Consider the following 25,124-nt stretch of genomic DNA (forward strand, 5'->3'; position numbering starts at 1 on the left):
GCTGTTAGCTAGAGCAACACAGAGGGCCCCGGGTGGTTCTTCCCGGGGCCCTGTGTGAGGCTGTGGTTCAGTACTAGAGGCTTTTATCTAGACTTACTTGTTGTCGCCTTCTACGACGATTTCTTCCTTGCGGACGTCGGCTGAGACGCGCTCGGTGTCGGTGTGAACTTCCTTGCCGACGGAGACACGCTCGGTTGCTACAGTCTCGGTGGAGACAACGGGGCGCTCTTCGTGGGCGGTGACGGTGACGTCTGCCTGAGCTTCAGCTGAGTCAAAGTCGTAGTTCTCTACTACTTCGCCGTCCTTGAGGTTGGTGCGCTCTACAACGATTTCTTCCTTGCGGACGGGAACCTCAACGGTTTCGGTTTCGGTGCGGACGACCTTGCGCAGGCGGACCTGGCCCGTCTGGGTTGCGCTGGTTGCGGTGCCGACGTTCAGACGCTCTTCGTGAGCGACAACGTCGCCGTTCTCGGCGGTTGCAGTGGCCTGGGCTGCGTGGGCGTCGGTGGCAGGACGCTCGGTGTTAGCCACACCTGCGGTGGCAGTGCCAGCGGTTGCGGTGCCTGCGGTGAGTGAGTAGTACTCGTAGAGGCGCTGCTCTTCAGCGGGTGAGAGTTCGCCGTCTTCTGCGATGTTGGGGGCGCCCTTGACGAATTCCTTGGTGTAGGGAACGTGGATTTCTTCGCCTGCGTAGCGGGCCTTGTCCACGGGGATGAAGGATTCGTTGGTGCCGAAGAAACCGGTGTTGACGGTGACGAAGGTGGGTTCGCCGGTCTGGGCGTCGAGGTAGAGCTCGCCTACCTTGCCGATCTTTTCGCCGTCGGTGCCGAATACAGTGCTGTTACGCAGGGTTTCGATGGTTTCGTTGGTAGCCATGAGCTGTTGCCTTTCTTTGCGACTCTCAGTACGGGGTGTTACGTCAGCCCTGCGCTCCCTATGAGCGCTATCAGTAGGCTGAGCAACTGTTCATAACCATACATACTTTCAGCAGGCTGAGCAACTACTAAGCGAACTTTTTAAGAAAAAAGACAATATTTCACCCTGAGGTGAACAACAGAGCATGACTAGGCATGCCAACCAATGACATGCCTAGTCATGTCATTTTTGACAGATGGAGGAAGAAAGTAACAGGGGGTTAGTTTTAAAGTAAATATTTTCCACATACGCACCCCCAGTATGGGCAGCACCTCAAACCCAATCGGTGAATCGTCAAAATCTCTTGACAGACACCCAAGAACAATCACATACTTGTGATACGTCAAGATTGCTTGACGCACCTAAGAAAGGAGGCCCAGTGCAGTCCAACGACCCGCGCATTACCGCCGTCCGCACCGCTAACGAGCAGGTTAGCCAGGCAACCCGTGCGCTTGAGGACGCCGTGCAGGCGGCTCGCGCAGGCGGCGCCACCTGGCAGCTCATCGGTTCGGCTATCGGAGTGACTAAGCAGGCTGCTGCCCAGCGCTTTTCAGAGACCGTCTACAATGCCCGGTCTCTCTCGCAGATTCAGGTGGAACTGGAACAAGTCACCGAGGCCCTCTTTGCCGCACTTGCCCACGAAGACATTGAGCATGTACACAGCCACATGACCTACACCACCGCCCGGTTACTGTCTAAACGCAAGATTCTGAAAACCTGGCAGCAGGTACTTGAGGCATGCGGCCCCTTTATTGAGGTCAAAAAGACCGTGGTAGAGCAGGCAGGCTCCGGCTTTGTACTCACCTACCGGCTACGCCACGAAAATGGTGAGCCGGTCGGCCAACTCTCTTTCAACTCAGCCCGCAAAGTAACAGGATTGGTGATCTTCAATGACGATTCAGCAGAACTCCCCTGGTAACAACACCATATATAAGCCCTTGCTTGTCTTCGCCCTATTGCTACTTCATTCGCTACTTGTTTGGGCAGTCAGCAAAGATTTTATTGACGCGCCGATTTCTTTCGCGATACTTTCCATCGGCGTGCTCATATCGCAGCACTTCAATCGAGTATCTAAAGACTCGCCTATGAGTTGGCGGCCGTTGAATCTCCTCGGCGCCATCCTTATTAGCTGGATTGTCTGGTTTATTTTTCAGCTATTTGCCGACGTAGTTCCATTCCAAACGGTTACCTTTGTCCTTATCAGCTACTGGATAACACTGCATTCTGAGCGATCTCATCAACGTAAACGCAAAGCCCGCGACATCGGCGTCTAGCTCCTGCTTATCCCTCCCCCAGCTCAGCTAACCGCGGGGCAGAGAGACGGGCCAGGGCGTCCGCGTCCATACGGGCAGCGCCCAGAGCGACCCGCCCGTCCGCTCGTAGCGGGGTGCCCTCGTCCTGCCAATGGGAGTACGCCTGCTCTAGGTGCCCCGGTATCTCACCGCGGGCATTGCAGACCCGCCACCAGGGCACATTCGATCCCCAGGTCGCCAACACGCGCCCCACCAGTCGGGGAGACTCACCGGCTACGGCGCCGATATCCCCGTAGGTAGCAACCTGCCCGGCAGGCACACGCTCAACCACGCGCAAGATTCTCTCTACACGTGTATCGTCCATGGTTGCTTAGCCGTCAACCAGCACCAGGGACTCACTGGTCACGGTGGCAGCCCCCATCTTCAGCAACTGGTCAATCAGCACGGCTAGATCCTCCATAGAATCATCGACCTCGATCTGCACAGCGTAGGAGCCAGTCAGCACCGAGAGCAGCTGCATAATAGCTTCGCGGGCGCCGGGGTGCCCCACCCGGTAGCCAATGGTAATTTCGGTGGCATCATCTTCAGAGACGGGCATCTGGCCGGCATCTACCTCGATGGGGCGGTAGCTCACGGCAAAGGCGATAATGTCGCCCTTCTTCCCGTTCGCCTGGGCACGAAGTACGTCATCGCGCAGCACCACAGCACCCAGGGCCTCAGCTTCGTCGGAGAGGAAGAGGCGGTTAACACGGCCGATGGGCAGGTCGGCGGGCTCATCCCAGGTGTGCACAGCCCGGTAGAACTCCCAGAAACGCTGGGTAAGTGCGACAGACCCGGTAGCCAGGTCTTCGATGGCCTGGGTAATGCGTTCAGATTCGTCTTGGCGCAAGGGTACGGACGGCACCGCCCCGGCTTCGATGCGGACCATGCGCGAGCGCTGGGCGACCGTGAAACCGCGAGCAGAGGCAAAGTCGAGACCGGTGGAGGCCGGTTCTACCTTGGCGCGCAGAGCTACGGTGCCGCTGGGGGCTGAGGCGGCGGCATCCTTCAGGGCCTCTAGGAGCAGGCTGCCCAGGCCTGCCCGGCGATGCTCGGGGGCTACTTCGATGTAGGACCAGAGCCGGTTGGGGTGCAGGTCGGTCTCGTAAACGGTACCTGCGGCTACGGGAACGCCCTGGTGCTCGGCGACGAGGGTGCGGGAGAAGCGGGTGTCTGAGTCGGGCCCGAAGGACGAGCGGAAGGCGGCTACCTGCCGGTTTTCGGCATCGTGCCAGTATTCGAGCAGGGCTAGGGTGTCGCCCTCTCGCCAGGGGCGTAGGGTGTAGGTATTCTCGGCAGTGCTCACGGTGGTGCCTTTCGGGTAGCCGGTGGGGTGTACCCATCTACTTTAGCGCCCCTGCCTAAGTTGCGGGCGTCCGCGGGGTAAAAGGCGCGCACGCTGAGCGTGAACCGCCCGGGCCGCACCTTGATTTCACCAGCCCGTTACCGGCTAGACTTTAAGGGCTTAAAGTTTATTTGACTCTATTGTTTAGCGTGGTGTTATGACTTCTCCCCTTGCCCACAAGCCCACCCTCGTAGGTTCCCGCATTGAGCTGCGTCCCTTCGACGCCGAGGCCATTGATGCCATGATTGGTATTCTGCAGGAGCCGGAGGTTCTGATTAAGACCGGCACTGTTCATTCTCGTTCAACCGAGTCTCACCCTTTTGAGGAGGCGATGACCCGCGAGTGGTATTCCCGTCGCAATGAGAAGAAGAACCGTCTGGACCTGGCCGTTTTTGCCCTGGACCAGCAGAAGTATGTCGGTGAGGTTGTTTTCAATGAGTACGACCCTGATAATAATTCGGTGAATTACCGGATTGCGATTGGGCGGGCTGGCCAGAATAAGGGCTACGGCACTGAGGCCACGAAGATGATGGTGGATTACGGTTTTGAGACGCTGGGCCTGCACCGCATTGAGCTGGAGGTGCTGGATTTCAACGAACGCGCCAAGCATGTTTATACCTCCTGCGGTTTTGTAGCGGAAGGACGCCGCCGCGAGGCTTTTCTGATTGACGGCGAGTACCACGATGCGGTCATCAAGTCGGTTCTGCGCAGTGACTGGGAGGCCGCCCGCTCGGTCGCGGGCCACCTGACACTGGATTTGAAGCGAGTAGAAATCTAGCGCCGAAGGTGCTGGAGGTATAGGAAAAGGACGGACGTGCGGAGAGCCTGCTGGCTCGGGGCTGGCGTGAATTGGGGTGAGCGCCCCAGCGCGAGCCCCAAGAGGGTCAGCAGGCGAACGCGCGTCCGTCCTTTTATGTACCTATAGATACCTACTTAGTCAGCTTGGCTGCCAGGTAGGCGGTGACCTGGTCCAGGGAGACGCGTTCCTGGGTCATGGTGTCGCGTTCGCGGATGGTGACGGCCTGGTCTTCGAGGGTGTCGAAGTCGACGGTGATGCAGAAGGGGGTGCCGATTTCGTCCTGGCGGCGGTAACGGCGGCCGATGGCGCCGGCGTCGTCGTAGTCGATGTTCCAGTTGCGGCGGAGTTCGTTGGCCAGGTTCTTGGCGGTGGGGACGAGGTCTTCCTTCTTGGACAGGGGCAGGACGGCTGCCTTGACGGGGGCCAGGCGCGGATCGAGCTTGAGCACGGTACGCTTGTCGACGCCGCCCTTGGTGTTGGGGGCTTCGTCTTCGACGTAGGAGTCGACGAGGAAGGCCATCATGGAGCGAGTCAGACCGAAGGAGGGCTCGATAACGTAGGGTACGTAGCGTTCGCCAGTGCCCTGGTCGAAGTATTCGAGCTTGGCGTTGGAGTGTTCGTTGTGCACGCCGAGGTCGTAGTTGGTGCGGTTGGCAACGCCCATGAGTTCGCCCCATTCGGAGCCGGTAAAGCCGAAGCGGTATTCGAGGTCCATGGTGCCGGCTGAGTAGTGGGCGCGGTCGTCTTCGGGCACGTCGAACTTGCGCATGTTGTCGGGGTTGATGCCGAGGTCTACGAACCAGTTCCAGCAGTCTTCAATCCACTGGTCGTAGTACTTAGGGGCGTCGTCGGGGTGCACGAAGTATTCGATTTCCATCTGTTCGAACTCGCGGGTTCGGAAGATGAAGTTGCCGGGGGTGATTTCGTTGCGGAAGGCCTTGCCGATCTGGCCGATGCCGAAGGGCGGACGCTTGCGGGCGGCGGTGACGACGTTGTTGAAGTTGACGAAGATGCCCTGGGCGGTTTCGGGGCGCATGTAGTGCAGGCCCTCTTCGTTGTCGACGGGGCCCAAGTAGGTCTTCATGAGGCCGGAGAAGTTCTGGGGTTCGGTCCACTGGCCCTTGGTGCCGCACTTGGGGCAGACGATGTCGTCCATGCCGTTTTCGGGGGCGCGGCCCTTCTTGGCTTCGAAGGCTTCAATCAGGTGGTCCTGGCGGTGGCGGGAGTGGCAGGAGAGGCATTCGACGAGGGGGTCGGTGAAAGTGGCTACGTGGCCTGATGCTTCCCAGACTGCCTTGGGCAGGATGATGGCGGAGTCGAGGCCGACCATGTCTTCGCGACCGCGCACGAAGGTCTGCCACCACTGCTGGCGGATGTTTTCTTTGAGTTCGGCACCGAGCGGGCCGTAGTCCCATGCTGAGCGGGAGCCTCCGTAGATTTCACCTGCCTGGAAGACGAATCCGCGGCGCTTGGCCAGTGAAATAACGTTGTCGAGTTTGGACTTCGGTGCCATGTGTTGGTGTCTCCTATGAGCCTGCGCCACCGGTTGTGGCGTGCTTGGATGTTAAAGATAGGTGGGCCAGGGTGGCGCACACGTCTTTAAGCCTACCGCACCTGGGTGCCTGGGTGCGGGCGCGGGTAGAGTGGTGGGTATGAGTATTGAGTCTGTTTTTATTCGTGATGAGATGATTCGCCTGGGCCAGTTTTTGAAGTTGGCGAATCTGGTGGAGAACGGGGTGCATGCCCGTGAGGTGATTCAGGACGGCCTGGTGAAGGTGAACGGTGAGATTTGTGAGCAGCGCGGCCGTCAGCTGCATGCTGGCGATACCGTTGAGCTGAACGGCGTGACCGTGCAGGTGGAGGTTGAATAACCTCTAGCCAAGCGAATCCCATATTGGTATTCTCGGGTTATGACAGTTCAGATTGCAGTCCGTTTACCCGATGATTTAGTGGCCTTTCTTGATCATGAGGTTGAGGAAGGCCAGGCTAGAAGCCGCGCTGAGATTGTTGCTGAGGCGCTTGAGCATGAGAGGCGACGCCGGGCGGCTTTAGTTGACGCAGCTATTCTGGCTTCTCTGGGCCCAGAGGATGACCTGGACGAGTTAGTGGACTGGGCCAGCAGCACGCCTTCGTCTCAGCAGTAGGCGTTGAATCGTGCGCGAAATTTGTTTAGTCCATCTCGATAAGACAAGGCCAGCGGTCATTTTGACGCGCGAGCCTACGCGGTTTGCGATGACTAAGGTGACCATCGCCCCTATCACCTCAACGATCAAGGGGCTATCGAGCGAGGTCTTACTAGGACCTGCTAACGGTCTTGACCGTGAGTGCGCTATTTCTGTGGATAACATCCTGACGATCCGTCAGGACGCCCTAGGGCGGACGATTGGTTACCTCACGGAGCTTCAGGAAAAACAGCTAGCCCAGGCAATTATTTTCGCGTTTGATTTGCGGGCTCCCCTAGCCCGTTAAAGGCGAGCCCGCAGTCCTTACACATCATTATTCGGCAAGCACTTTCTCATTGAGGAAGGCTGTGATGTGGGTGAGTTCTGCGGCAGCGACTCCGTGCCCGATGCCGGTGTAGGTCTGGGCGGTGAGAGCGGTGTGGCCGGCTACCCACTCCTGGGTGTAGGCAATTTTGTCGGGGGTGATGACGGGGTCGGCTTCGTCGCGCCCCCAGAAGAGGGGCAGGGGCTCGTCCGCTAGCTGGGCGTCCTTGAAGTAGTACTCTCCCCCGGCCACGGCGTAGCCGGAGAGCCCCACCACGGCCTTGATGAGATCGGGGCGGGCGCGGGCCACCGAGGTGGCAAGGGCCATGCCCTGGGAGAAGCCCAGCAGGGTCACGCTGCTGTAGTCGGCGGCGATGGGTTCGAGCCAGCCCAGCAGATAGTCGACAGCCAGTTCGATGGCGGTAAAGCCCACGGTGTCTAGTTGCTGGTTGAGGGGCCACCACTGGTAGCCCATGGCGGGGCTCTCGATGTAGGCGGAGTCAGCATCAGCTGGTAGCGGGTAGCCGACGGGCTGGGGCGCGCGGACGGACGCGTAGGTCACCTTTTCGCTGGGCAGGTAGGGGGTGAGCCCCAGCAGGTCACGTTCGTGGGAGCCGTAGCCGTGCAGAAGGACAACCAGGTGGGTACCCCGGCGAAAGGGTTCTGCCTTTGAATATTCAACAGTGTACTGGTTCATAACCCCCAACTTACCACCGGCAGAGCCAGCCTTAGGCCACTGCCCACAGGTGCTTGCGCTCCCGCGGTTTTGCTTCGTCGGCGGCGTCCTGGGTTTCGATGCTGGTGGCGAGGATTCTTTCGAGCTGTTCGTGTTCGATGAGGAAGCCGTCGTGGCCGCAGGGTGAGTGGATGACGGCTGGCTCTACGGGGTTGGGCAGGGAGGCTGCCAGGATGTGGGAGTCGGAGGGGAAGAAGAGGCGGTCGGAGTCGACGTAGGCGATGGTCCAGTTGCAGGTGGTGCGGGCGAGGGCTTTTTCGAGGCCGCCGCGGTCGCGGCCAAGATCGTGGGAGAGTAGGGCTTCGTTGATAGCCAGGTAGGAGTTGGCGTCGAAGCGGTTGGTGAGTTTGGTGCCGTGGTGGTCGAGGTAGTTTTCGACCTGGTAGCGGCCGCGGTCTGCGGTGAGGGGGTGCAGGACGTTGTGTCCGTCTTGGGCGTCGCGGCCGAAGCGGAAGTGGAGTTCAGCGGCGGAGCGGTAGGTGGTGTGGGCAATGCGGCGGGCCAGGGCCAGGCCGGTGACGGGGCCGGGGCCGGGGTAGTAGTCGCCGCCGGCGAAGGCAGGGTCTTGGCGGATTGCCAGGTTTTGCATGTGGCCCCAGGCGATTTGTTCGGCGGTAGCGGCGGGGCCGGAGGCGATGACGGCGCAGGAGCGGACGAGCTCGGGGTAGGTGACGGCCCATTCGGCAGCGCGGGCACCGCCAAGGGAGCCGCCGATGACGTGGTGGAGGGAGGTAACGCCGAGCTGGTCGAGCAGGCGTTTTTCAGCGCGGACGCCGTCGCGGATGGTAACGAGGGGGAAGCGGGAGCCCCAGGGTTTTTGTTCGGGGTCGATACTGGCCGGGGCGGGTGAGGCTGGGCCGGTGGTGCCGTAGCAGCCGCCGAGCATGTTGGGTGAGATGACGAAGTATTTGTCGGTATCGATGACGCGGCCGGGGCCGACGGCAGTGGGCCACCAACCGGCGGCTTCGGCGTAGGCGCGGTCTTGCTCGCTAGCGTCCGCCCCTACCCGCCCTGCCGAGACGTGGGTGTCTCCGGTCAGGGCGTGCAGGATCAAAATGGCGTTGTCGCCCGCCTCATTGAGGGTTCCCCAGGTTTCGTAGCCGATGGTGACGTCGGGCAGCACTGCCCCTGATTCAAGGGTCAGATCGCCGACTTTGGCGTAGGTGAGGACGCCGTCGGTACGGGTGGGGGTGGTCTCAGCGGGGCGGGCGGTCGTCATTGGGCTACCTTTCCTTAGCGGATAGCGGTGAAACCGAGTTCGAGGTCGGCGAGGATGTCGTCGATGTGTTCGATACCTACCGAGAGGCGGATGAAGGCGGGGTTGATGCCGATGGCTTCAAGCTCTTCGGTGGTGGACTGGCTGTGAGTGGTGGACGCCGGGTGTACGGCCAGGGAGCGCACGTCACCGATGTTGACCAGCAGGGAGTGGAGGGAGAGGGAGTCCACGAATTTCTGGGCAGTTTCGGCGTCGGCGTCCTTGAGGGTGAAGCCGAGGACGGCGCCAGCCCCCTTGGGCAGGTACTTTTGGGCCAGTTCGTAGTAGGGGGAATCGGGCAGGCCGGAGTAGGTGACCGATTCGACCTGGGGGTGGTCTTTGAGGAACTGGGCGACTTTGAGGGCGTTCTCTACGTGGCGTTCTACGCGCAGGGAGAGGGTTTCAAGGCCGATGGCGATGTTGAAGGCGTTGGTCGGTGAGATGGAGGAGCCGAGGTCGCGCAGGAGGGAGACGCGGGCTTTGAGGATGTAGGAGAGGTTGACTCCGAAGGCACCGTCCGCACCGAGGTCGCGGGCGTAGACCAGGCCGTGGTAGCTTTCGTCGGGCTGGTTGAAGAGGGGGTACTTGTCGGGGTAGGCACCGTAGTCGAAGTTACCGGAGTCTACGATGACGCCGCCGACCGAGGTGCCGTGGCCACCCAGGTATTTGGTGGCGGAGTGGATGACCACGTCAGCACCGTGCTTGATGGGGTTGAGCAGGTAGGGGGTGGCAATGGTGTTATCGACGATGAGGGGCACACCAACCTCGTGGGCTACACCCGAGATAGCTTCGATATCGAGGACGTCGCCGCGGGGGTTGGGCAGGGTTTCTGCGTAGAAGGCCTTGGTGTTCTCGCGGGCTGCTGCTCGCCAGGACTCGGGGTCGGCGGGGTCATCGACGAAGGTGGTTTCAATACCCAGGTTCTTGAGGGTGTACTTGAGCAGGTTGAAGCTGCCGCCGTAAAGGGAGGGGGAAGCAACAACGTGGTCACCGGCTCCTGCAATGTTCAGAATCGCGAAGGTTGAGGCTGCCTGGCCGCTGGCCAGCAGCAGGGCACCGACGCCGCCTTCGAGGGCAGCGATACGGTTTTCAACGGCTTCCTGGGTGGGGTTGTTGATGCGGGAGTAGATGGGGCCCAGCTCTGAGAGGGCGAAGCGACCTGCTGCCTGGGCGGAGTCCTTGAAGACAAAGGACGTGGTCTGGTAGATGGGTAGGGCACGGGCGCCGGTTGCCGCATCGGGTTCCTGGCCTGCGTGAATCTGCTGGGTTTCGAACTTCCAGCCGGCGGGGTTGGAGGGGGTGGGAACGGTGTTCTCGGTGGTCATGCGGTTACTCCATGATGTTTCAGTGGTTGTCTTTTCAGTGAAACGGGCCGCATGCCGTATCTTCCGCCCGGGTAGGGAGGAAAAGAATCTGATGCCCTCGCAGAAGATAGAGGCACATCGGTCCCGCGCTTGCGTACCTGGTTCTCGGTGGGTACGCCCGGTCATCACCCAGGGCACCCCACCGCGAGTGGAGGGTTGCCGACCAGCTAGCTGGGGCTTAGCGCTGGTTCTCTTGACCTGTCTCTAGTCTGGCTGGCTCACCCGGGGACCGTCAAGAAAGGGCTCTAAAGTTTCAGCATGTGTCCTTGTATTGCGTACGTTACGTTCTATGAGCGTCATTTAGAATGGTGGGAAGCGAGTTTTTACGAAAGGGCTGATGATGTCTCTGACTCCTCCTCTTGCCAAGCGTGTACCCGTTGAGCGCACCCATCACGGTGATATTTTTATTGATCACTATGAGTGGTTGCGCGATAAGGAAAGCACCGAGGTTCTAGAGCATCTACGCGCTGAGAACGCCTTTACCGAAGCTGTCACAGAAGACCAGCAGCCCCTGCGCGACGCTATTTTTGAAGAGATTAAGGGGCGCACCCAGCTCACCGATATGTCGGTGCCCTCGCGCCGCGGGGCCTGGTGGTACTTTAACCGCACGGTTGCCGGTGAGCAGTACCCGGTAATGTGCCGCGTCCCCGCCCTTACAGAGGGCAGCGTTGAAGAGCGCTACCAGCCGCCGGTCGTCCGCCCCGGTGAGCCGCTTGACGGCGAGCAGGTCGTGCTGGACTGTAACGAGTTTGCCCGCGACATGGCCTTTTTCTCCCTGGGTTCCTTCCAGGTCACCCGCGACGGCTCCCTGCTGACCTTCGGTGTTGATGACTCGGGCGACGAGCGCTACACCCAGTACTTCAAGAACCTTGACACCGGTGAGATTCTGGAGGAAAAGATTGAGGACGTCTTCGCTGGCGCCTTCTTTGCCTCCGGCGCTAAGCACCTGATCTACTCGGTAGCCGATGAGTCCTGGCGCCCCTATGAGGTGCGCGCCCACGCTATCGGCACCAGTTCGTCTGAAGATTTTGCCCTCTACCGCGAGGACGACAACGGGCTCTGGCTGGGAGCCGGCATGTCGTCCTCCCGCACCCACGTGGTCATTACCTCTTCAAACTCCGAGTATTCAGAGACCCGTATTATTAACATCCACGAGCTGGGCCAGCTAGAGCCCACCCTCATTATGAAGCGGGACGCCGGTATCGAGTACTCCACCGACGTCATCGACGTGGAGGGCACCGGCTACCTGGTCATCGGCCACAACCACGAGGCCCCCAACGGTGAAATCGTGCTGGCCCCCCTGCGGGAAGAATATGTACCCTTTGCCGACTTCAAGGCCAGCTGGATTCCCCTGGTGCCCCACCGCGAGGACGTCCGCCTAGAGGGTTTCAAGTTCTCCCGCAACCACCTGGTGCTCATGGCCCGCGAGAGCACCACCGTTAAGGTATTCGTTGCCCCGCGTACCGCTCTCGCTGAGCAGGCAGCTTCTGCCCACCCCCAGGGTATTGACCTCTACGAGCCCGGCGGATTCACCGAAGAGCTCTACACGTCAGCCTTCTCCGGTGTGAACATCATGTCCCCGGTTATCCGCCTGAACTACACCTCCTACCTCACCCCCAGCAGCGTCTACGACTACTTCCCCGATACCGACGACCTCGTGCTACGCCGCCGCACCCCCGTCATCGGCTACGAGCCCGAGAACTACACCGCCTACCGCATGTGGGCACCGGCAGCGGACGGAGCCATGATTCCGCTCTCCGTCATGCACCGCGCCGACCTCGATAAGGCCCAGGAAAACCCCGTGATTCAGTACGGCTACGGGTCCTATGAGTCCTCCATGGATCCTTACTTTTCCACTGCCCGCCTCAGCGTGCTGGACCGCGGCGTTATCTTCGTCGTTGCCCACATCCGCGGTGGCGGCGAAATGGGCCGCGCCTGGTACACCGAGGGCAAGAAGCTGGCTAAGAAAAACACCTTCACCGACTTCGTCGACGCCACCGACTTCCTGGCTTCCCAGGTCTGGGTGGACGCTGCCCGTATCGGCATCATGGGTGGATCAGCCGGCGGCCTGCTCATGGGCGCCGTCGTCAACATGGCCCCCGAAAAATACGCGGCCTGCCTGGCCCAGGTCCCCTTCGTGGACGCCCTCACCACCATTCTCGACCCCAACCTGCCGCTCTCAGCCCTGGAATGGGAAGAATGGGGCAACCCCATCACCGACAAGGAGGTCTACGACTACATGAAGTCCTACACCCCCTACGAAAACATCCGCCCCGTCAAGTACCCGGCCATCGCAGCTGTTACCTCCCTCAACGACACCCGCGTCTTCTACGTCGAACCGGCTAAGTGGGTAGCAGCCCTGCGCGAAACCATCGACCCGGCCTCCCCCACTCCCCTGCTCAAAATTGAGATGGACGGCGGCCACGGTGGCGGCTCAGGCCGCTACACCGCCTGGCGCGAAATTGCCTGGGACTACTCCTTCCTGCTCACCCACCTGGGTGCCACTAGCGTCACGGAGTAAACCCGCTCATGCCCCCGTCCGCTGATCTAGTAGATCTCACCCCGCGCGTCCCCCACGAAATCTTGCTCTCCCTGCTGAATAAGCCGCCCTACCGGGAAAAGTGGATGCGGCACGTGCAAAGACGCCGGGGTAACTCCATCAACCAACGAGCCGTAGCCACCTTCATCGCCTACGAGCTTTCTGACTACCTCGACCAGGACATCGACCCGGCCACCATCAAAGACCGGGTCTCGCGCGCCCTCAACGGTGAAGCGATTTCGGACGCCACCGCCCACATGTTCATCACGGCCTTCGAGTTCACCTCAGCCGAAGCCAGAGAACTGCAGCGGGCCCTCTCAGCCCACAGTCTCAGCCGCAAGCTCGCCCAGCGGGCAGAGACCCTCACCAGCGCCGAACGCACCATCGACACCCGCAACTACACCTCCCTCTCCACCCTGATGGACGGCCATGTCGACCGTTTCGGGTTCATGCGCCACTTCGTCGTCACCGAGATTATCCGCTCTGAGGTTGATGAGCTCACCCTCATCTCTCCGCGCTTCGAGTCCACGGATTCTACCGCCACCCTTGTTGAAGGTGGCGAACTCATCTCTATGAACGAGCATGAACGCGCCCATATCCATCACGAGGAAAACACCATGTGGCAGCTAGCTATTAGGACGCCCTACCCTATTCGCTACGGACAGGTGCACCAGATCCGCTACCGGATCGACCTCAATATCGAACCCATGCTCCGTAAACGAGAGAAGTTCAACTACGCTTCTCTAGGGCCTTTTACGCCGGCCCGCTTCAACACCAGCTTGGCCCTTACCTTCGATGCCCCACCCACCAATATGCACCAGAAAATCTGGTCCCAAGCCATGCGCGATGAAAACCTGCTCGAAGTGATAGAGCTTCCCGCTCAGCTCCGCTACTCTATGAGCTTCCCCATCGCCGAAGACACTGTCTTCGCCTACTTTTGGGAATCAGACCATGATGGAGCCGTCCGCCACTACCACGGGGGCACCTCCGTGCATCCTTCCTCTCTCGACTCCTCGAACTCCCACTAAAACCATGTCTTCTCCTTCCGGCACCGATTCCACGACCCACCTGGTGAGCTCCCTGCTTCGTTCAGAACTCCTTGAACCCTACGTCCGCGATGTGTGGGAACGCTACGTCCACCACGAAAAACTGGGCGAGGCCAACCCGTTCTCTATCAGGGCTATCGCCCGCGCTATGAGTGCCCACCAACATACGGTCTACGGCTTAGAAATCCCACCCCACAAGTACAAAGACCGGGTGCGTCGAGCCATTACCGGCGAACACATCAGTAGCGAAACCATTGATCTCTTGAGCGAGACCTTCGGCTTCGATGAGCGAACCCGTAAGACCCTGCACAAGGCAGCCACCCAGGGGTTCGATGACTCAGAAACCGTACAGTTCCTCCGCACTAACCCCCAGGTACTAACCTCAAGCTGCTACCTGGATATTCAGCTTGACCCGACTGACCCCGGTGTCTTTACCCTCCACGCCACCTACACCCTGCTCAGCCTCGAATCAGGCTGCTCGGCCTTCGTCTTCTCCCTGCCCCAGGGGCAAGAGCTCATCTGCGACAACCGGCACTTTTCCGTATCGCGCGTCAGCGAAGACCAGGAATGGGTCTTCACCCCCACCAGCTTCATCCAACCCCTACAAACCTTTATGCTGCGGTTCAATGTCCGCGGTACAGTCCAACCACAGGCAGACGGCAGCTACCAGCTCCTTTTGCCCTTCACCCACCGCAGCTATTCCGCCGCTATCAAACTGACTACTGCAGGAAAACCCTTAGCCGTCCGCTTCACCGAGCAAACCGATGCCAACGCTTCAAATGCCACTATTACCTGTGTCGGAGAAGTAACCGATTATCTCTCCCATTTCTACCCCAGTATTAAAGACACCCGCCTTACCCTGAGCTGGTCGGCTGCTACCTAGATTCCCACCACGCCCAATATCTAGGTCCCCTGATCACTCTGCGATATAAGTGAGACGTGGGAGAACATAACCTAAACATGTAAGGTTTGGTGGATGTGGTAACCACCTTCCCTTACACTCGATAACCCTAACCGGTGCTAGAGGTTCAGAGCTTCTGACAAAAGGACATCCCGCCCCTGGTGCATGTTTTCGCTCCTAGTTTCCCCCCTCTGTACTAGTGCACAACCTCCCACCGCGTTATATCGAGAAAAGCTAGATAGCCTCAGTGCGATTTTTGCTATCTAGCGCCGCGGCCGATTTGTTTCCCTAGTGCATCGGCCGCTCACCGGGTAGAGCTCTTATCCCCAGAGCCCTACCCGCGGTGCAAAGTAATAAGGCGCCCCTCTTTCCCAGAGCGGGCGCCTTCTTTGTACCCTTTCCCCTCCAGGGCAAGAAAAACCGGGCGCCCTCCTCACAGGGGAGAACGCCCGGCACATAGCTCAGTAGGTCAGGGAACCTTAGCCCTCAACACCCAGCTTTTCAAGAATCAGCTCACGCACGCGTCCGGCATCTGCCTGACCGCGGGTAGCCTTCATAACCTGGCCAACCACGGCGCCAGCAGCCTGGACCTTACCGGCGCGAATCTTGTCGGCAACATCGGGCATAGCGGCCAGAGCCTCGTCAATAGCGGCGGTCAGAGCCGAGTCATCAGAGACAACGGCCAGGCCGCGCTTCTCAACGATCTCAGCCGGGGTGCCTTCACCGTCGATCACGAAGCCCAGCACCTGGCGAGCGATCTTATCGTTAATCTTCTTAGCCTCAATGAGCTGGTTGAGCTCAACGATGGTAGCGGCGGTTGCACCGGTTTCGGTCAGCTCAACCTCGCGCTCCTTGGCGATACGGGCAATCTCGCCCATCCACCACTTACGAGCAACTGAGGCGGGAGCACCGGCGGCGACGGTCTCTTCGATGGCGTCCATAGCACCGGCGTTGACCACGTCGCGGAACTCTTCGTCCGAGAAGCCCCAGTCGGCCTTCAGACGGCGGCGGCGCTCGGCGGGAGGCTCGGGCAGCTCGGCGCGCAGACGCTCAATCCACTCTTCGTCGGTGACGACCGGAACCAGGTCGGGCTCGGGGAAGTAACGGTAGTCGTCGGCATCAGACTTGGGGCGGCCACTGGTGGTCTCGCGGGTGTCTTCGTGCCAGTGGCGGGTTTCCTGAACAACCTTCTCGCCTGCTTCGAGGACGGCCGCGTGACGCTGAATCTCGTAGCGCACCGCACGCTCAACCGAACGCAGGGAGTTGACGTTCTTGGTTTCTGAACGGGTACCGAACTCGGTGGAACCCTTGGGCATGAGCGAGACGTTGGCGTCGCAGCGTACGTTACCGCGCTCCATGCGGGCGTCGGAGATACCCAGGTTCTTGACGATTTCGCGAATGGCAGCCACGTAGGCACGGGCCAGTTCAGGAGCCTTGTCGCCCGCACCCACGATGGGGCGGGTAACAATTTCAATCAGGGGAACACCGGCGCGGTTGTAGTCGACCAGGGAGAAGTCTGCGCCCTGAATACGGCCAGCGGTGCCGCCCTTGTGGGTCAGCTTACCGGCGTCCTCTTCCATGTGAGCCCGCTCAATGTCGATGGTGAAGACGGTGCCGTCCTCCAGCTCAACGTCCAGGGACCCGTTGGCGGCGATGGGCTCGTCGTACTGGGAGGTCTGGAAGTTCTTGGGGGTATCGGGGTAGAAGTAGTTCTTGCGGGCAAAGTGGCTCACGGGCGCGATCTCGCAGCCCAGGGCCAGACCCAGCTTGATAGCTGATTCAACAGCCTTACCGTTGACCACCGGCAGGACCCCGGGCAGGCCCAGGGAGACGGGGGTGACGTTGGTGTTCGGGGTATCGCCAAACTCGTTGGGCGCGGCGTCAAACATCTTGGTCTTAGTGTTGAGTTCTACGTGAACCTCGAAGCCGAGTACGGGGTCGTACTTCTCCATGGCTTCTTCAAAGGACAGGATTTCGTCAGACATTTACTTAGCTCCCTCGAAGTCGAAGTCACGGATTAGGGCGGCGGTATCGGGCAGCTGCTCGTGCAGGTAGCCACCCCATTTGGCGGTCAGCAGGGCTTCTAGGCCAGCACCGGCGCGGTAGAGGCGGGCGTCCTCGTGGGCGGGGGCGGTGAACTGGATGCCGACGGGCAGGCCGTCTTCATCGGCCAGGCCACCGGGCAGGGAGAGGGAGGGTACACCGGCCAGGTTGGTGGGGACGGTTGCGATATCGCCCTTGTACATGGCCATGGGATCGCCCTTGGTCTTCTCACCCAGTTTGTAGGCGGTGGTGGGGGCGGTGGGGCTGATCAGCACATCCGCTACCTCAAAGGCTTTGGCGTAGTCGCGCTGAATCAGGGTGCGTACCTTCTGGGCTGAACCGTAGTATGCGTCGTAGTAGCCAGCTGACAGGGCGTAGGTGCCCAGGATGATGCGGCGCTTGGCTTCTGAACCGAAGCCTGCGGCACGGGAGGCTGCCATGACGCGCTCGATGGTGACGTTGCCTTCTTCGGGCAGCTTGCGCAGGCCGAAGCGGACGCCGTCGTACTTAGCCAGGTTAGATGAGACCTCGGAGGACATAATCAGGTAGTAGGCCCCGATTGCTTCCTTGACGGAGGGCAGGGAGACCTCAACGATTTCTGCGCCGGCTTCCTTGAGCAGTTCCAGGGACTCGTTGAAGCGGGCCATGACGCCGGGCTGGAAGCCCTCGCCGGTCAGTTCCTTGATGACGCCAACGCGCAGGCCCTTGAGACCGCCTTCAGCGGCACCAGCGCGGGCGGCGTCCGCGTAGGCGGGCACGGGCTCGTTCAGGGAGGTGGAGTCCTTGGGGTCGTGACCGCCGATAACCTCGTGCAGCAGGGCGGTGTCGAGGACGGTGCGGGCACAGGGGCCGACCTGGTCCAGGGATGAGGCCATGGCAATGACGCCGTAGCGGGAGACCGAGCCGTAGGTGGGCTTAACGCCAACCGAGCCGGTGACGGCTGCGGGCTGACGGATGGAGCCACCGGTATCGGTACCCAGGGCCAGGGGGGCCTGGAAAGCTGCAACAGCTACAGCGGAGCCGCCGCCGGAGCCACCGGGGATACGGTCTAGGGCCCAGGGGTTGCGGGTGACGCCGAAGGCTGAGTGCTCGGTGGTTGAACCCATAGCGAACTCGTCCAGGTTGGTCTTACCCAGAATGGGCATACGGGCTTCGCGGATCTTCTGGGTGACGGTACCGTCGTAGGGACTCATCCAGCCCTCAAGCATACGGGAGGCGGCGGTGGTGGGCTGGCCCTTGGTGACAATGAGGTCTTTAACGGCGATGGGGACGCCTGCCAGGGCAGGGAGTTCCTTGCCGGCGGCGCGGTCTGCGTCTACAGCGGCAGCAACTTCCAGGGCCTCTTCAGCGTTGAGGTGCAGGAAGGCGTTGAGACCGCTCTTACCGGCTGCGCGGTTATCTGCGTCTAGGGGTTCGCCGTCGGTGGCGATGATATGGTCGATGTAGGCCTGGGTTGCCTCAACAGAGGTCAGTTCCCCTGCGGCCAGCTTGTCAGCAAGTTCTGCTGCGGAAAGTTTGATGATGTCGTTCATGCCCGCTCCTTAGTCTTCGTCCAGAATTGCCGGAACCTTGAACTTACCGTCTTCGGCATCGGGGGCACCCGAGAGAGCTTCTTCAGCCGTCAGGGTTTCGCCCACCACGTCGTCACGGAAGACGTTCTTGAGCGGGATGGGGTGGCTGGTTGCCGGAATATCGTCTGAGACGGCGTCTGAGACTGACTTGACGGATTCTACGATGACGTCGAGCTCAGCGGCCATAGCGGCCAGCTCTTCATCAGTCATCTCGATATGAGCCAGCATGGCAAGGTGTGCCACCTGCTCACTCGTAATAGCAGACATAATCACTTCCACGAGTTAGACATAGGTTTTCAGTCTCTATCTTAGCCCGCCGACGGTCATAACACGATTTAAAAAAGAATCGCCCCCTAGCCTATGCAGGCTAGGGGGCGACAGTGTGAGATCAGAATCCGCTCAAGGTCTAAGAACCCGGTGGCCCTTACTTAGCGGGGATGGTCAGAACCCAACCGATTTCGATGACGTCGGCGTCCTGGATCAGGTCAGCGTTAGCTGCCAGTACTTCGTCCCAGCCGTTGAAGCCGTGAGCGTAAGCGATTTCTGACAGAGTGTCGCCAGCCTTGACGGTGTAGGTGTTAGCTGCGGGTGCTGCTTCGGCAACTACCTCTGCTGCGGGTGCAGGTGTAGCTTCAACAGCAGGAGCTGCAGCAACTTCAGTTACCTGGGTTGCCTGAGGAGCAACGGTGGTGGTTGCAGCGGGGGCCTCAGCGACGGTTGCTGCTGCACCTGAGGTGCCGTAAGCGTAGAGGTTCAGCTTGGCAGCGCATGAGGGCCAGGCGCCCCAGCCCTGCATCTGAAGGAGGTTTTCAGCAACGCGAATCTGCTCTGCCTTTGAGGCAGCTGCGGGGTTGCCGGTGCCGCCTGCTGCTGCCCAAGAGGACAGTGAGAACTGCAGGCCACCGTAGTAGCCGTTGCCGGTGTTGATGGCCCAGTTGCCACCTGACTCGCACTGTGCGAGGGCGTCCCAAGCTTCGAGGGGAGCGGCGTTGGCTGCGGGGGTAGCGGCCAGGCTTGCTGCTGCTGCGCCACCGATTGCAAGTACTGCTGCTGAACGACGAATGTTGGAAGTCATGAAATGCTCCGTAAGGCCACCTTACGCTCTTCCCATCCCTGGGCTTCATCGCATTGCCGTCTACCCGTAATCGTTGAGTGGATTGTTTGAGGCTTTACCCTGTAGACGGCATCAGGTGTGCGGTAGAGCCCAGCATGCGCCCACAGCTTCCACTGTGAGCTATAGACCGTCGCACCTTTGGTTTGGCGGTCGTTTTTGATTCGTTGATAACGATAACGTAACGATTTCGGCTTTGCCAACCCATTTTTGAGACAGAACACTCCCCACCCCACCCAGAGAGACCCCCGTCACCCTCCAGGGTGGCAGACTTTAAAGACAGGCTTGTATCACCCTTAACACCGGGGAAAAGCGCGGATTTCTGCGGGTTAAAAGGGGGACAAATTTTTAACCCGCCAGAGACTTGTCTGTTTTTAAGTCAGGTTGCTAGGCCCTTAAAAATTTCTTAAATTTTCTGCCACTCACCCCGTGGCGAACAGGGGTATAGGTCACATTTAGGTCACAGAAGCAAAAAATCCTGTGACCTGCCTGTGACCTAGCCGCTAGGTGAGGGCGTCCGGCCCCTGCGCCAAAAGCGCCTCAAAACCTTCTTCATCCAGCACCGTCACACCCAGCTGTTCAGCTTTATCGAGCTTAGAACCAGCAGATTCACCGGCAACCAGATAGCTGGTCTTCTTCGACACCGAACCCGAGGCCTTTCCACCGCGCACAATAATGGCTTCTTTCGCGCTATCGCGGGTAAAACGAGCCAGAGTTCCAGTCACCACGATGGTGAGGCCTTCAAGAGTGCGTTCGATTGAAGCATCCCGTTCGTCCTCCATCCGCACGCCGGCTGCTGCCCAGCGGTCTACGATTTCGCGGTGCCAGTCTTCAGCAAACCATTCCTTGAGGGAGCTAGCAATGATGGACCCCACGCCGTCAACGCCTGCTAAGCGTTCCTCGCTTGCTTCGCGAATTGCGTCCATCGACCCGAACTCGGTCGCCAGGGCCCGGGCCGCAGTGGGCCCCACGTGCCGAATAGAGAGGGCAACCAGCACCCGCCACAGGGGCTGGCTCTTTGCCTTCTCCAGCTGTTCAAAGAGCTTTTCGGTATTGCGGGTAGGAGCACTCGGCTTCTTTGCGGTACCCCGCGTATAGAAGTAGGGAACCAGCTCAGTTTTGCCGGTGGGCTCCCCCTTGACCTTTTTCTCGCGCTCAATGCGCACGTCTGCCAGGTCCTCAGCGGTGAGGTCAAAGAGGAAGGCCTCAGAAATAAGCGGGGGCCGTTCAGGGGCAGCCGGGTTAGTCAGGGCCTTAGCGGCCTCATAGCCTAGAGCCTCGATATCGAAGGCACCGCGACCAGCCAGATGGTTGACGCGCTCGGTGAGCTGGGCGGGGCAGGAGCGGGCGTTGAGGCAGCGGATGTCTACGTCCCCATCCTTAGCGGGCGCCAGGGGCTGGCCGCAGGAGGGGCAGTCGGTGGGCATTACGAATTCCCGTTCGCTCCCATCGCGCAGGGCCACCACAGGCCCCACAATTTCGGGGATGACGTCCCCGGCCTTGCGTAGCACCACGGTATCGCCGATGAGCACACCCTTGGCCTTGACCACGTCCTGGTTGTGCAGGGTCGCCATCTCAACCGTTGAGCCAGCCACCTTGACTGGTTCCATCACACCAAAGGGGGTCACGCGGCCGGTACGGCCAACCCCCACCCGGATATCGAGCAGCTTGGTGTTGACCTCTTCGGGCGGATACTTGTAGGCCACGGCCCAGCGGGGCACGCGGGAGGTGTAGCCCAGGCGCTCCTGGGTGGAAAAATCGTTGACCTTAATGACGATGCCGTCGATTTCGTGCACCAGGGAGTGGCGTTTTTCACCGTAGGTTGCAATGAATTCAAGAATCTCTGAGCGGCTAGTAAGCAGCTGGGAGTAGGGGCTAACGGGCAGACCCCATTCCTGGAGCTGGGTGTAGGTCTCGAACTGGGTTGAAATATCCAGGCCGGTGCGGGACCCAATACCGTGCACGAACATGCTCAGGGGGCGCTCGGCGGTGAGGGCGGCGTCCTTCTGACGCAGGGAACCGGCCGCAGCGTTACGCGGGTTGGCGAAGGGGGCCTTGCCCTGCTCCACCATCTGCTCGTTGAGGGCCTTGAAGTCAGCCGATGAGATAAAGACTTCACCGCGAATTTCGATTTCTTCGGGGTGGTTGCTACCGGCGAGCTGGGTAGGAATCGAGGCGATAGTTAGGACGTTGTGGGTGACGTCTTCGCCGGTGGTTCCGTCACCGCGGGTGGCGGCCCGCACCAACTTGCCCTTGCGGTAAAGAAGATTGACTGCCAGGCCGTCGATTTTGAGTTCGGTCAGCCAGGCCGGGCGAGCGCCCGTCATCTCCTTAGCGTTGGCTTCGGCACGGTCTAGCCAGGCACCGAGCTCTTCAAGTGAGAAGACGTCTTCCAGGGAGTACATACGAGCCAGGTGGGTTACCGGGGCGAAAGCTGAGGAGGCTTCGCCACCGACCTCCTGGGTGGGTGAGTCGTTAGCAATGAGTTCGGGGTGCTGGGCCTCTAGCTTTTCGAGCTCACGGTAAAGGGCGTCGTAGTCGGCGTCCGAGATGGTGGGGGCGTCGTTGACGTAGTAGCTTTGGCGGGCTGCGCGCACACGGTCTACGAGCTGGGCGTAGCGCTCCTTGATATCAGCGGCTACGCCCTGGCCTTCGACCAGGTCGCGGTCAACACCGTGGACGGTTTCTTCTTCTACACCGGGAAGGTCTTTGTTTTCACTCACCCTATCTATTCTGCCCTATAACCTCACTGGCTGAACTCTAGCCGTTGATACCCCGGTGCAGTTCTTTTTCAGAGTGGAACTGTTCTTCTTCGGTGGTGGCGGTGTGGGGGTAGTCGTAACCGTCGATGTTGGCCACAATCTCGTGGGCATCGGTCTCGGTCAGGGCTTTGAGCTCGGCTGCACGGGCTTCGGCATCCTCTACGGTAATAGCGTCTGCCACGATTACGGTGATGTTGTCCCGGCCTCCGGCTCGCAGGGCAGCCATCTGGAGCACGTCCGCCGCGTCCTGGGGGTGCTCGACGGTAGCAAGTACCCGGGCCATGTAGTTGTGGGAGAGTTCGCCAGAAAGGCCGTCGGAGCACATCATCAGGCGGTCACCCTCGCGGGCGGGGATAACCCAGAAGTCGGGTTCCCAGTAGTTACCGGTGCCCAGGGCTCGGGTAATGACGTTGCGGCGGGGGTGGGTCAGGGCTTCCATAGCGGTAATTTGGCCGGTATCGACCAGGTACTGAACCTCAGAGTGGTCTACGGTAATCTGTTCCAGCTCTAGCCCCTCAACCGGCCCGTTAGAGATAGAAAGGGCCTCTTCGGTCTGGGCTTCTTCGGCCCGAACCAGGCGGTAGGTGCGGGAGTCGCCCACGTTGAAGATAAACCACATCTGCTGTTCCCCGATTTGGGTGAGCCAGGCACCGGTAACGGTTGTTCCTGCTCGTAGGTCAAGGGCGTTTTTGATAGCCTCATCGGCTTCACCAATGATTTCCTTGATTTTATCGAGGGTTTTGAGAATCTGGCGGTTGAGGGCGGAGGTTTCTTTGCGGCGCCTGCCCAGGCGGCGGCCGCCCGGTTCGTCGTTGAGGGCTTCGCTGGCGACTTCCTGCCGGAACGCTGCCTCTTCTTCCTCGGTCATGCCGCCGGGGCGGGTGAACATCTGGGCGTAGGCCAGGGTGCGGGTGCACAGGCGTGAGGCAACTTCGCCCTTTTCATGCCCGCCCATGCCGTCGGCGACCACGCAGAGGGTGCCGGCAACGACCATAGAGTCTTCATTGTTGTCACGGTACTGGCCTACGTCGGTTGACTTGCCCGCGTAGATAGTGAGGTTGGGGGCTGTGGTCATTCGAAATCGATCTCCAGTTCATTACCGATGCCCGGGGTAATTGCCACGGGCCTAACATTGCCAAAACCGCGCACGTTGCGCACGCCTTGGGGGATGAGTACAAAACGCCTGTCGTCTTCCAGCGCTTCAGCGGTCGAGTCATCGGTGAGGACGACCCCGGGTTCAGTCAGTGCAACCAGGCGGGAGGCCAGGTTGACGGTAGGTCCGTAGATGTCGCCCAGACGCGGCAGTACCCTGCCCCACACGAAGGATACGCGGGCTTCGGGGAGCTGGGGGTCTTCGCTAATAAGTTTTGAGAGGGTCAGGGCGATACGGGCGCCGTTTTCGGGGGATTCGACCAGGTACATGACCTCGTCCCCAACCGTTTTAATGATGCGTCCGCCGCCTACCGCAATCACTTCGGCGCAGCGCTGTTCGAAGTTCTTAACCAGGCGAGCCAGGTTCCGCTCGTTCATCTCGCGTGAGAGTGAGGTGTAGGAGACCAGGTCGACAAAACCCACACCGCGGGCTAGGGGCAGGTCACTGTCTGCCAGGTCAGTTCCATCTTCTTCATCGCGCAGGGCAAGACGCAAGATGGCCGAATTGAGCATGCGGCGGTAGCCGTAGACGGTGATATCTTCTAGGTCTTCTATAAGGCGCGGAAGGAGACTTAGCAGTTCACCGCGGGCTTCGGTGTCGGTCAGCCCTCCATTGATAACCATGTCTTCCACCAGGGCTTCGACCTGCCAGACCACCATGCGGTCCATCATCTGCCCCACCGACCGGGTGAGCGACAGGGCGGCCTCTTCGGTCAGTTTGCCCTCTTTAATAAGGGAGGTAACCGTGGTCAGGGCTTTGCTGTCAGCGTGGGTGAAGTAGGCGTCGTCATCAGTGAGGTTAGGTAGCCCCAAGGAGCGCCAGATTTTGCGGGCGGTCAGCAGCGAAACCCCGGCGTCGTCAGCTACTTCGCCGCGCTTCATACTACGGTTTTCTCCCAGTAGAGCGCGTTCGAGTTCCAGCACGCCCTGGCGGGCTTCGTCGCTACGGTAGAGCTGGCTTTGCACGCGGTTATGGTGGTGCCTGCTCCGGTTGGGTGCGGTTCCGGCCTGTTCGGCGGGGTCGCTACCGGGTGCTGACTTCTCCACTGGAGTCTTCCTTCTCTTGGTTAGTGCTGCGTGGTTCTAGAGGTAGTAAGGTCTAGGGCTGGCACGGCGAATAGTTGCCTACTTCAAGAATACCTAGTTACTGTGAGCCAGGCTACGAAATGTTCACCACCCGCTAAGCGCCATCGCCTATTCTATGCCCGCCGTCACCTTTTTTCGAACCCAAACAACCTGTTTAGGCTTATCAGACAGATATTTTAAGTTTATACCCGGTAGCGGGAGGTAGACCCGCTCAGCAGAGCCCGCTGGGCCTCCTGAATCCCCCGACTAAAGCGTTCGGGGTCGGGTACGGCCCGCAGTACGTGTTGCACTCCACGGGCGTGGACGGTCAGGGCAGCAGCATTGGCTAGCCCCATCAAGTGCCGGTGCCCCACACTCACTCCCTCAATCTCGGCAAGCGGAACACTGACGTCCTGACCGGGGCCCCAGCCCCGTCTAATCACAACCCGGCCGTTAGTGAGCAGGTAGCTGGTATTCACCCAGCGCGCCACCCCCCGCACACCCAGCCAGACCAGCCACAGCGCAAGAGCCAGTGCCAGGTAGCGCCAGACAGGGGCACCGGCATCCAGGGCCGAGGCGAAACTCCAGGCAGTCATGGCAACAAGAAAATACGTTAGGGGGCGCACCAAAAGCACCCCGTGGGCACGCGTTGCGGCAAGGGTGTGTTCTGCGGGGTAGAGGTCGCCTCGTAGTTTCATCACTGGTGAGTCTATCGATGCTTCCTGAAGATTCCCCGATATTT

Annotated in this window: 24 protein-coding genes and 1 riboswitch; of the genes, 9 read left to right on the plus strand and 15 right to left on the minus strand. The window is 60.2% G+C overall.

The window, feature by feature from the left end; translation table 11 throughout:
- Nucleotides 1–93: 93 nt before the first annotated feature.
- Nucleotides 94–876: a DUF2382 domain-containing protein gene (locus L7A20_RS02430; RefSeq protein WP_237222289.1), complete on the minus strand. Its 783-nt coding sequence runs from the start codon at nt 874–876 to the stop codon at nt 94–96.
- Nucleotides 877–1,294: 418 nt separating this feature from the next.
- Here L7A20_RS02430 and L7A20_RS02435 point away from each other — a divergent pair, with 418 nt between their 5' ends.
- Complete coding sequence (locus tag L7A20_RS02435; RefSeq protein ID WP_237222290.1) at nt 1,295–1,834, plus strand: DUF3887 domain-containing protein; 540 nt, start codon at nt 1,295–1,297, stop codon at nt 1,832–1,834.
- Complete coding sequence (locus L7A20_RS02440) at nt 1,806–2,189, plus strand: hypothetical protein (protein ID WP_237222291.1); 384 nt, start codon at nt 1,806–1,808, stop codon at nt 2,187–2,189. Before L7A20_RS02435 ends, L7A20_RS02440 begins: the two co-directional genes overlap by 29 nt.
- A 7-nt stretch (nt 2,190–2,196) precedes the next feature.
- On the opposite strand, the gene L7A20_RS02445 is transcribed toward L7A20_RS02440, so the two are convergent.
- Both L7A20_RS02445 and L7A20_RS02450 read right to left on the minus strand, forming a co-directional pair.
- Nucleotides 2,197–2,532, minus strand: a complete 336-nt coding sequence (locus tag L7A20_RS02445) for an MGMT family protein (RefSeq protein WP_237222292.1) — start codon at nt 2,530–2,532, stop codon at nt 2,197–2,199.
- 6 nt (nt 2,533–2,538) lie between these two features.
- The gene (locus tag L7A20_RS02450; protein WP_237222293.1) at nt 2,539–3,513 is read right to left on the minus strand and encodes a GNAT family N-acetyltransferase; all 975 of its coding nucleotides are present in this window, start codon (nt 3,511–3,513) and stop codon (nt 2,539–2,541) included.
- 196 nt (nt 3,514–3,709) lie between these two features.
- Here L7A20_RS02450 and L7A20_RS02455 point away from each other — a divergent pair, with 196 nt between their 5' ends.
- Nucleotides 3,710–4,330 carry a GNAT family N-acetyltransferase gene (locus L7A20_RS02455; protein ID WP_237222294.1) on the plus strand — a complete coding sequence of 207 codons (621 nt, stop codon included), beginning with the start codon at nt 3,710–3,712 and terminating at the stop codon, nt 4,328–4,330.
- 151 nt (nt 4,331–4,481) lie between these two features.
- Here L7A20_RS02455 and L7A20_RS02460 read toward each other — a convergent pair whose 3' ends face one another.
- Complete coding sequence (locus L7A20_RS02460; RefSeq protein ID WP_237222295.1) at nt 4,482–5,864, minus strand: glycine--tRNA ligase; 1,383 nt, start codon at nt 5,862–5,864, stop codon at nt 4,482–4,484.
- A gap of 139 nt (nt 5,865–6,003) precedes the next feature.
- Between L7A20_RS02460 and L7A20_RS02465 the strand changes: the two genes are divergently transcribed.
- The 3 genes from L7A20_RS02465 to L7A20_RS02475 are packed head-to-tail and all read left to right on the plus strand — an operon-like array spanning nt 6,004 to nt 6,820.
- Nucleotides 6,004–6,222, plus strand: a complete 219-nt coding sequence (locus tag L7A20_RS02465) for an RNA-binding S4 domain-containing protein (RefSeq protein WP_237206731.1) — start codon at nt 6,004–6,006, stop codon at nt 6,220–6,222.
- Between the two features lie 39 nt (nt 6,223–6,261).
- Nucleotides 6,262–6,495 carry a ribbon-helix-helix domain-containing protein gene (locus tag L7A20_RS02470; protein WP_272878323.1) on the plus strand — a complete coding sequence of 78 codons (234 nt, stop codon included), beginning with the start codon at nt 6,262–6,264 and terminating at the stop codon, nt 6,493–6,495.
- Between the two features lie 10 nt (nt 6,496–6,505).
- A complete protein-coding gene (locus tag L7A20_RS02475; protein WP_237205947.1) occupies nt 6,506–6,820 on the plus strand; it encodes a type II toxin-antitoxin system PemK/MazF family toxin in 315 nt (104 codons plus the stop codon).
- 27 nt (nt 6,821–6,847) lie between these two features.
- Here L7A20_RS02475 and L7A20_RS02480 read toward each other — a convergent pair whose 3' ends face one another.
- Genes L7A20_RS02480 through L7A20_RS02490 form a run of 3 tightly spaced genes read right to left on the minus strand, consistent with a single transcriptional unit; the run spans nt 6,848 to nt 10,153 of the window.
- Nucleotides 6,848–7,534: an alpha/beta hydrolase gene (locus L7A20_RS02480; RefSeq protein WP_237222296.1), complete on the minus strand. Its 687-nt coding sequence runs from the start codon at nt 7,532–7,534 to the stop codon at nt 6,848–6,850.
- A 31-nt stretch (nt 7,535–7,565) separates the two neighbouring features.
- Entirely contained in the window at nt 7,566–8,792 is a 1,227-nt protein-coding gene (metX, locus tag L7A20_RS02485; RefSeq protein ID WP_237222297.1) for a homoserine O-acetyltransferase MetX, read from the minus strand.
- 14 nt (nt 8,793–8,806) lie between these two features.
- The gene (locus L7A20_RS02490; RefSeq protein WP_237222298.1) at nt 8,807–10,153 is read right to left on the minus strand and encodes an O-acetylhomoserine aminocarboxypropyltransferase/cysteine synthase family protein; all 1,347 of its coding nucleotides are present in this window, start codon (nt 10,151–10,153) and stop codon (nt 8,807–8,809) included.
- A gap of 120 nt (nt 10,154–10,273) precedes the next feature.
- Nucleotides 10,274–10,391: riboswitch (SAM riboswitch) on the minus strand.
- Nucleotides 10,392–10,529: 138 nt separating this feature from the next.
- On the opposite strand from L7A20_RS02490, the gene L7A20_RS02495 reads away from it, so the two are divergent.
- Genes L7A20_RS02495 through L7A20_RS02505 form a run of 3 tightly spaced genes read left to right on the plus strand, consistent with a single transcriptional unit; the run spans nt 10,530 to nt 14,660 of the window.
- Nucleotides 10,530–12,713, plus strand: coding sequence for a S9 family peptidase (locus L7A20_RS02495; protein ID WP_237222299.1), 2,184 nt, complete (start codon nt 10,530–10,532; stop codon nt 12,711–12,713).
- 8 nt (nt 12,714–12,721) lie between these two features.
- Nucleotides 12,722–13,759 carry a hypothetical protein gene (locus L7A20_RS02500; RefSeq protein WP_237197362.1) on the plus strand — a complete coding sequence of 346 codons (1,038 nt, stop codon included), beginning with the start codon at nt 12,722–12,724 and terminating at the stop codon, nt 13,757–13,759.
- Between the two features lie 4 nt (nt 13,760–13,763).
- Complete coding sequence (locus tag L7A20_RS02505) at nt 13,764–14,660, plus strand: hypothetical protein (RefSeq protein ID WP_237197364.1); 897 nt, start codon at nt 13,764–13,766, stop codon at nt 14,658–14,660.
- Nucleotides 14,661–15,157: 497 nt separating this feature from the next.
- On the opposite strand, the gene gatB is transcribed toward L7A20_RS02505, so the two are convergent.
- From gatB to L7A20_RS02545, 8 genes are all read right to left on the minus strand, one after another.
- Nucleotides 15,158–16,663 (minus strand): Asp-tRNA(Asn)/Glu-tRNA(Gln) amidotransferase subunit GatB, encoded by a 1,506-nt coding sequence (gene gatB, locus L7A20_RS02510; RefSeq protein WP_237222300.1) that lies wholly within the window; start codon nt 16,661–16,663, stop codon nt 15,158–15,160.
- Entirely contained in the window at nt 16,664–18,253 is a 1,590-nt protein-coding gene (gene gatA, locus L7A20_RS02515) for an Asp-tRNA(Asn)/Glu-tRNA(Gln) amidotransferase subunit GatA (protein WP_237222301.1), read from the minus strand.
- A gap of 9 nt (nt 18,254–18,262) precedes the next feature.
- Nucleotides 18,263–18,559 carry an Asp-tRNA(Asn)/Glu-tRNA(Gln) amidotransferase subunit GatC gene (gene gatC / locus L7A20_RS02520; protein WP_083093415.1) on the minus strand — a complete coding sequence of 99 codons (297 nt, stop codon included), beginning with the start codon at nt 18,557–18,559 and terminating at the stop codon, nt 18,263–18,265.
- A gap of 157 nt (nt 18,560–18,716) precedes the next feature.
- Nucleotides 18,717–19,367 carry a transglycosylase family protein gene (locus L7A20_RS02525; RefSeq protein ID WP_237222302.1) on the minus strand — a complete coding sequence of 217 codons (651 nt, stop codon included), beginning with the start codon at nt 19,365–19,367 and terminating at the stop codon, nt 18,717–18,719.
- Between the two features lie 539 nt (nt 19,368–19,906).
- Nucleotides 19,907–22,063 carry an NAD-dependent DNA ligase LigA gene (gene ligA, locus L7A20_RS02530; RefSeq protein WP_237222426.1) on the minus strand — a complete coding sequence of 719 codons (2,157 nt, stop codon included), beginning with the start codon at nt 22,061–22,063 and terminating at the stop codon, nt 19,907–19,909.
- A 100-nt stretch (nt 22,064–22,163) separates the two neighbouring features.
- Nucleotides 22,164–23,240 carry a PP2C family protein-serine/threonine phosphatase gene (locus tag L7A20_RS02535; protein ID WP_336603562.1) on the minus strand — a complete coding sequence of 359 codons (1,077 nt, stop codon included), beginning with the start codon at nt 23,238–23,240 and terminating at the stop codon, nt 22,164–22,166.
- A complete protein-coding gene (locus L7A20_RS02540; RefSeq protein ID WP_423817417.1) occupies nt 23,237–24,364 on the minus strand; it encodes an adenylate/guanylate cyclase domain-containing protein in 1,128 nt (375 codons plus the stop codon). Before L7A20_RS02540 ends, L7A20_RS02535 begins: the two co-directional genes overlap by 4 nt.
- A 221-nt stretch (nt 24,365–24,585) precedes the next feature.
- On the minus strand, nt 24,586–25,080 hold the full coding sequence (locus L7A20_RS02545) for a PH domain-containing protein (RefSeq protein WP_237222427.1): 495 nt from the start codon (nt 25,078–25,080) through the stop codon (nt 24,586–24,588).
- Nucleotides 25,081–25,124: the final 44 nt, after the last annotated feature.

The organism is Rothia nasimurium, from assembly GCF_928381415.1.
GTDB classification, from domain to species: Bacteria; Actinomycetota; Actinomycetes; order Actinomycetales; family Micrococcaceae; genus Rothia; species Rothia nasimurium_H.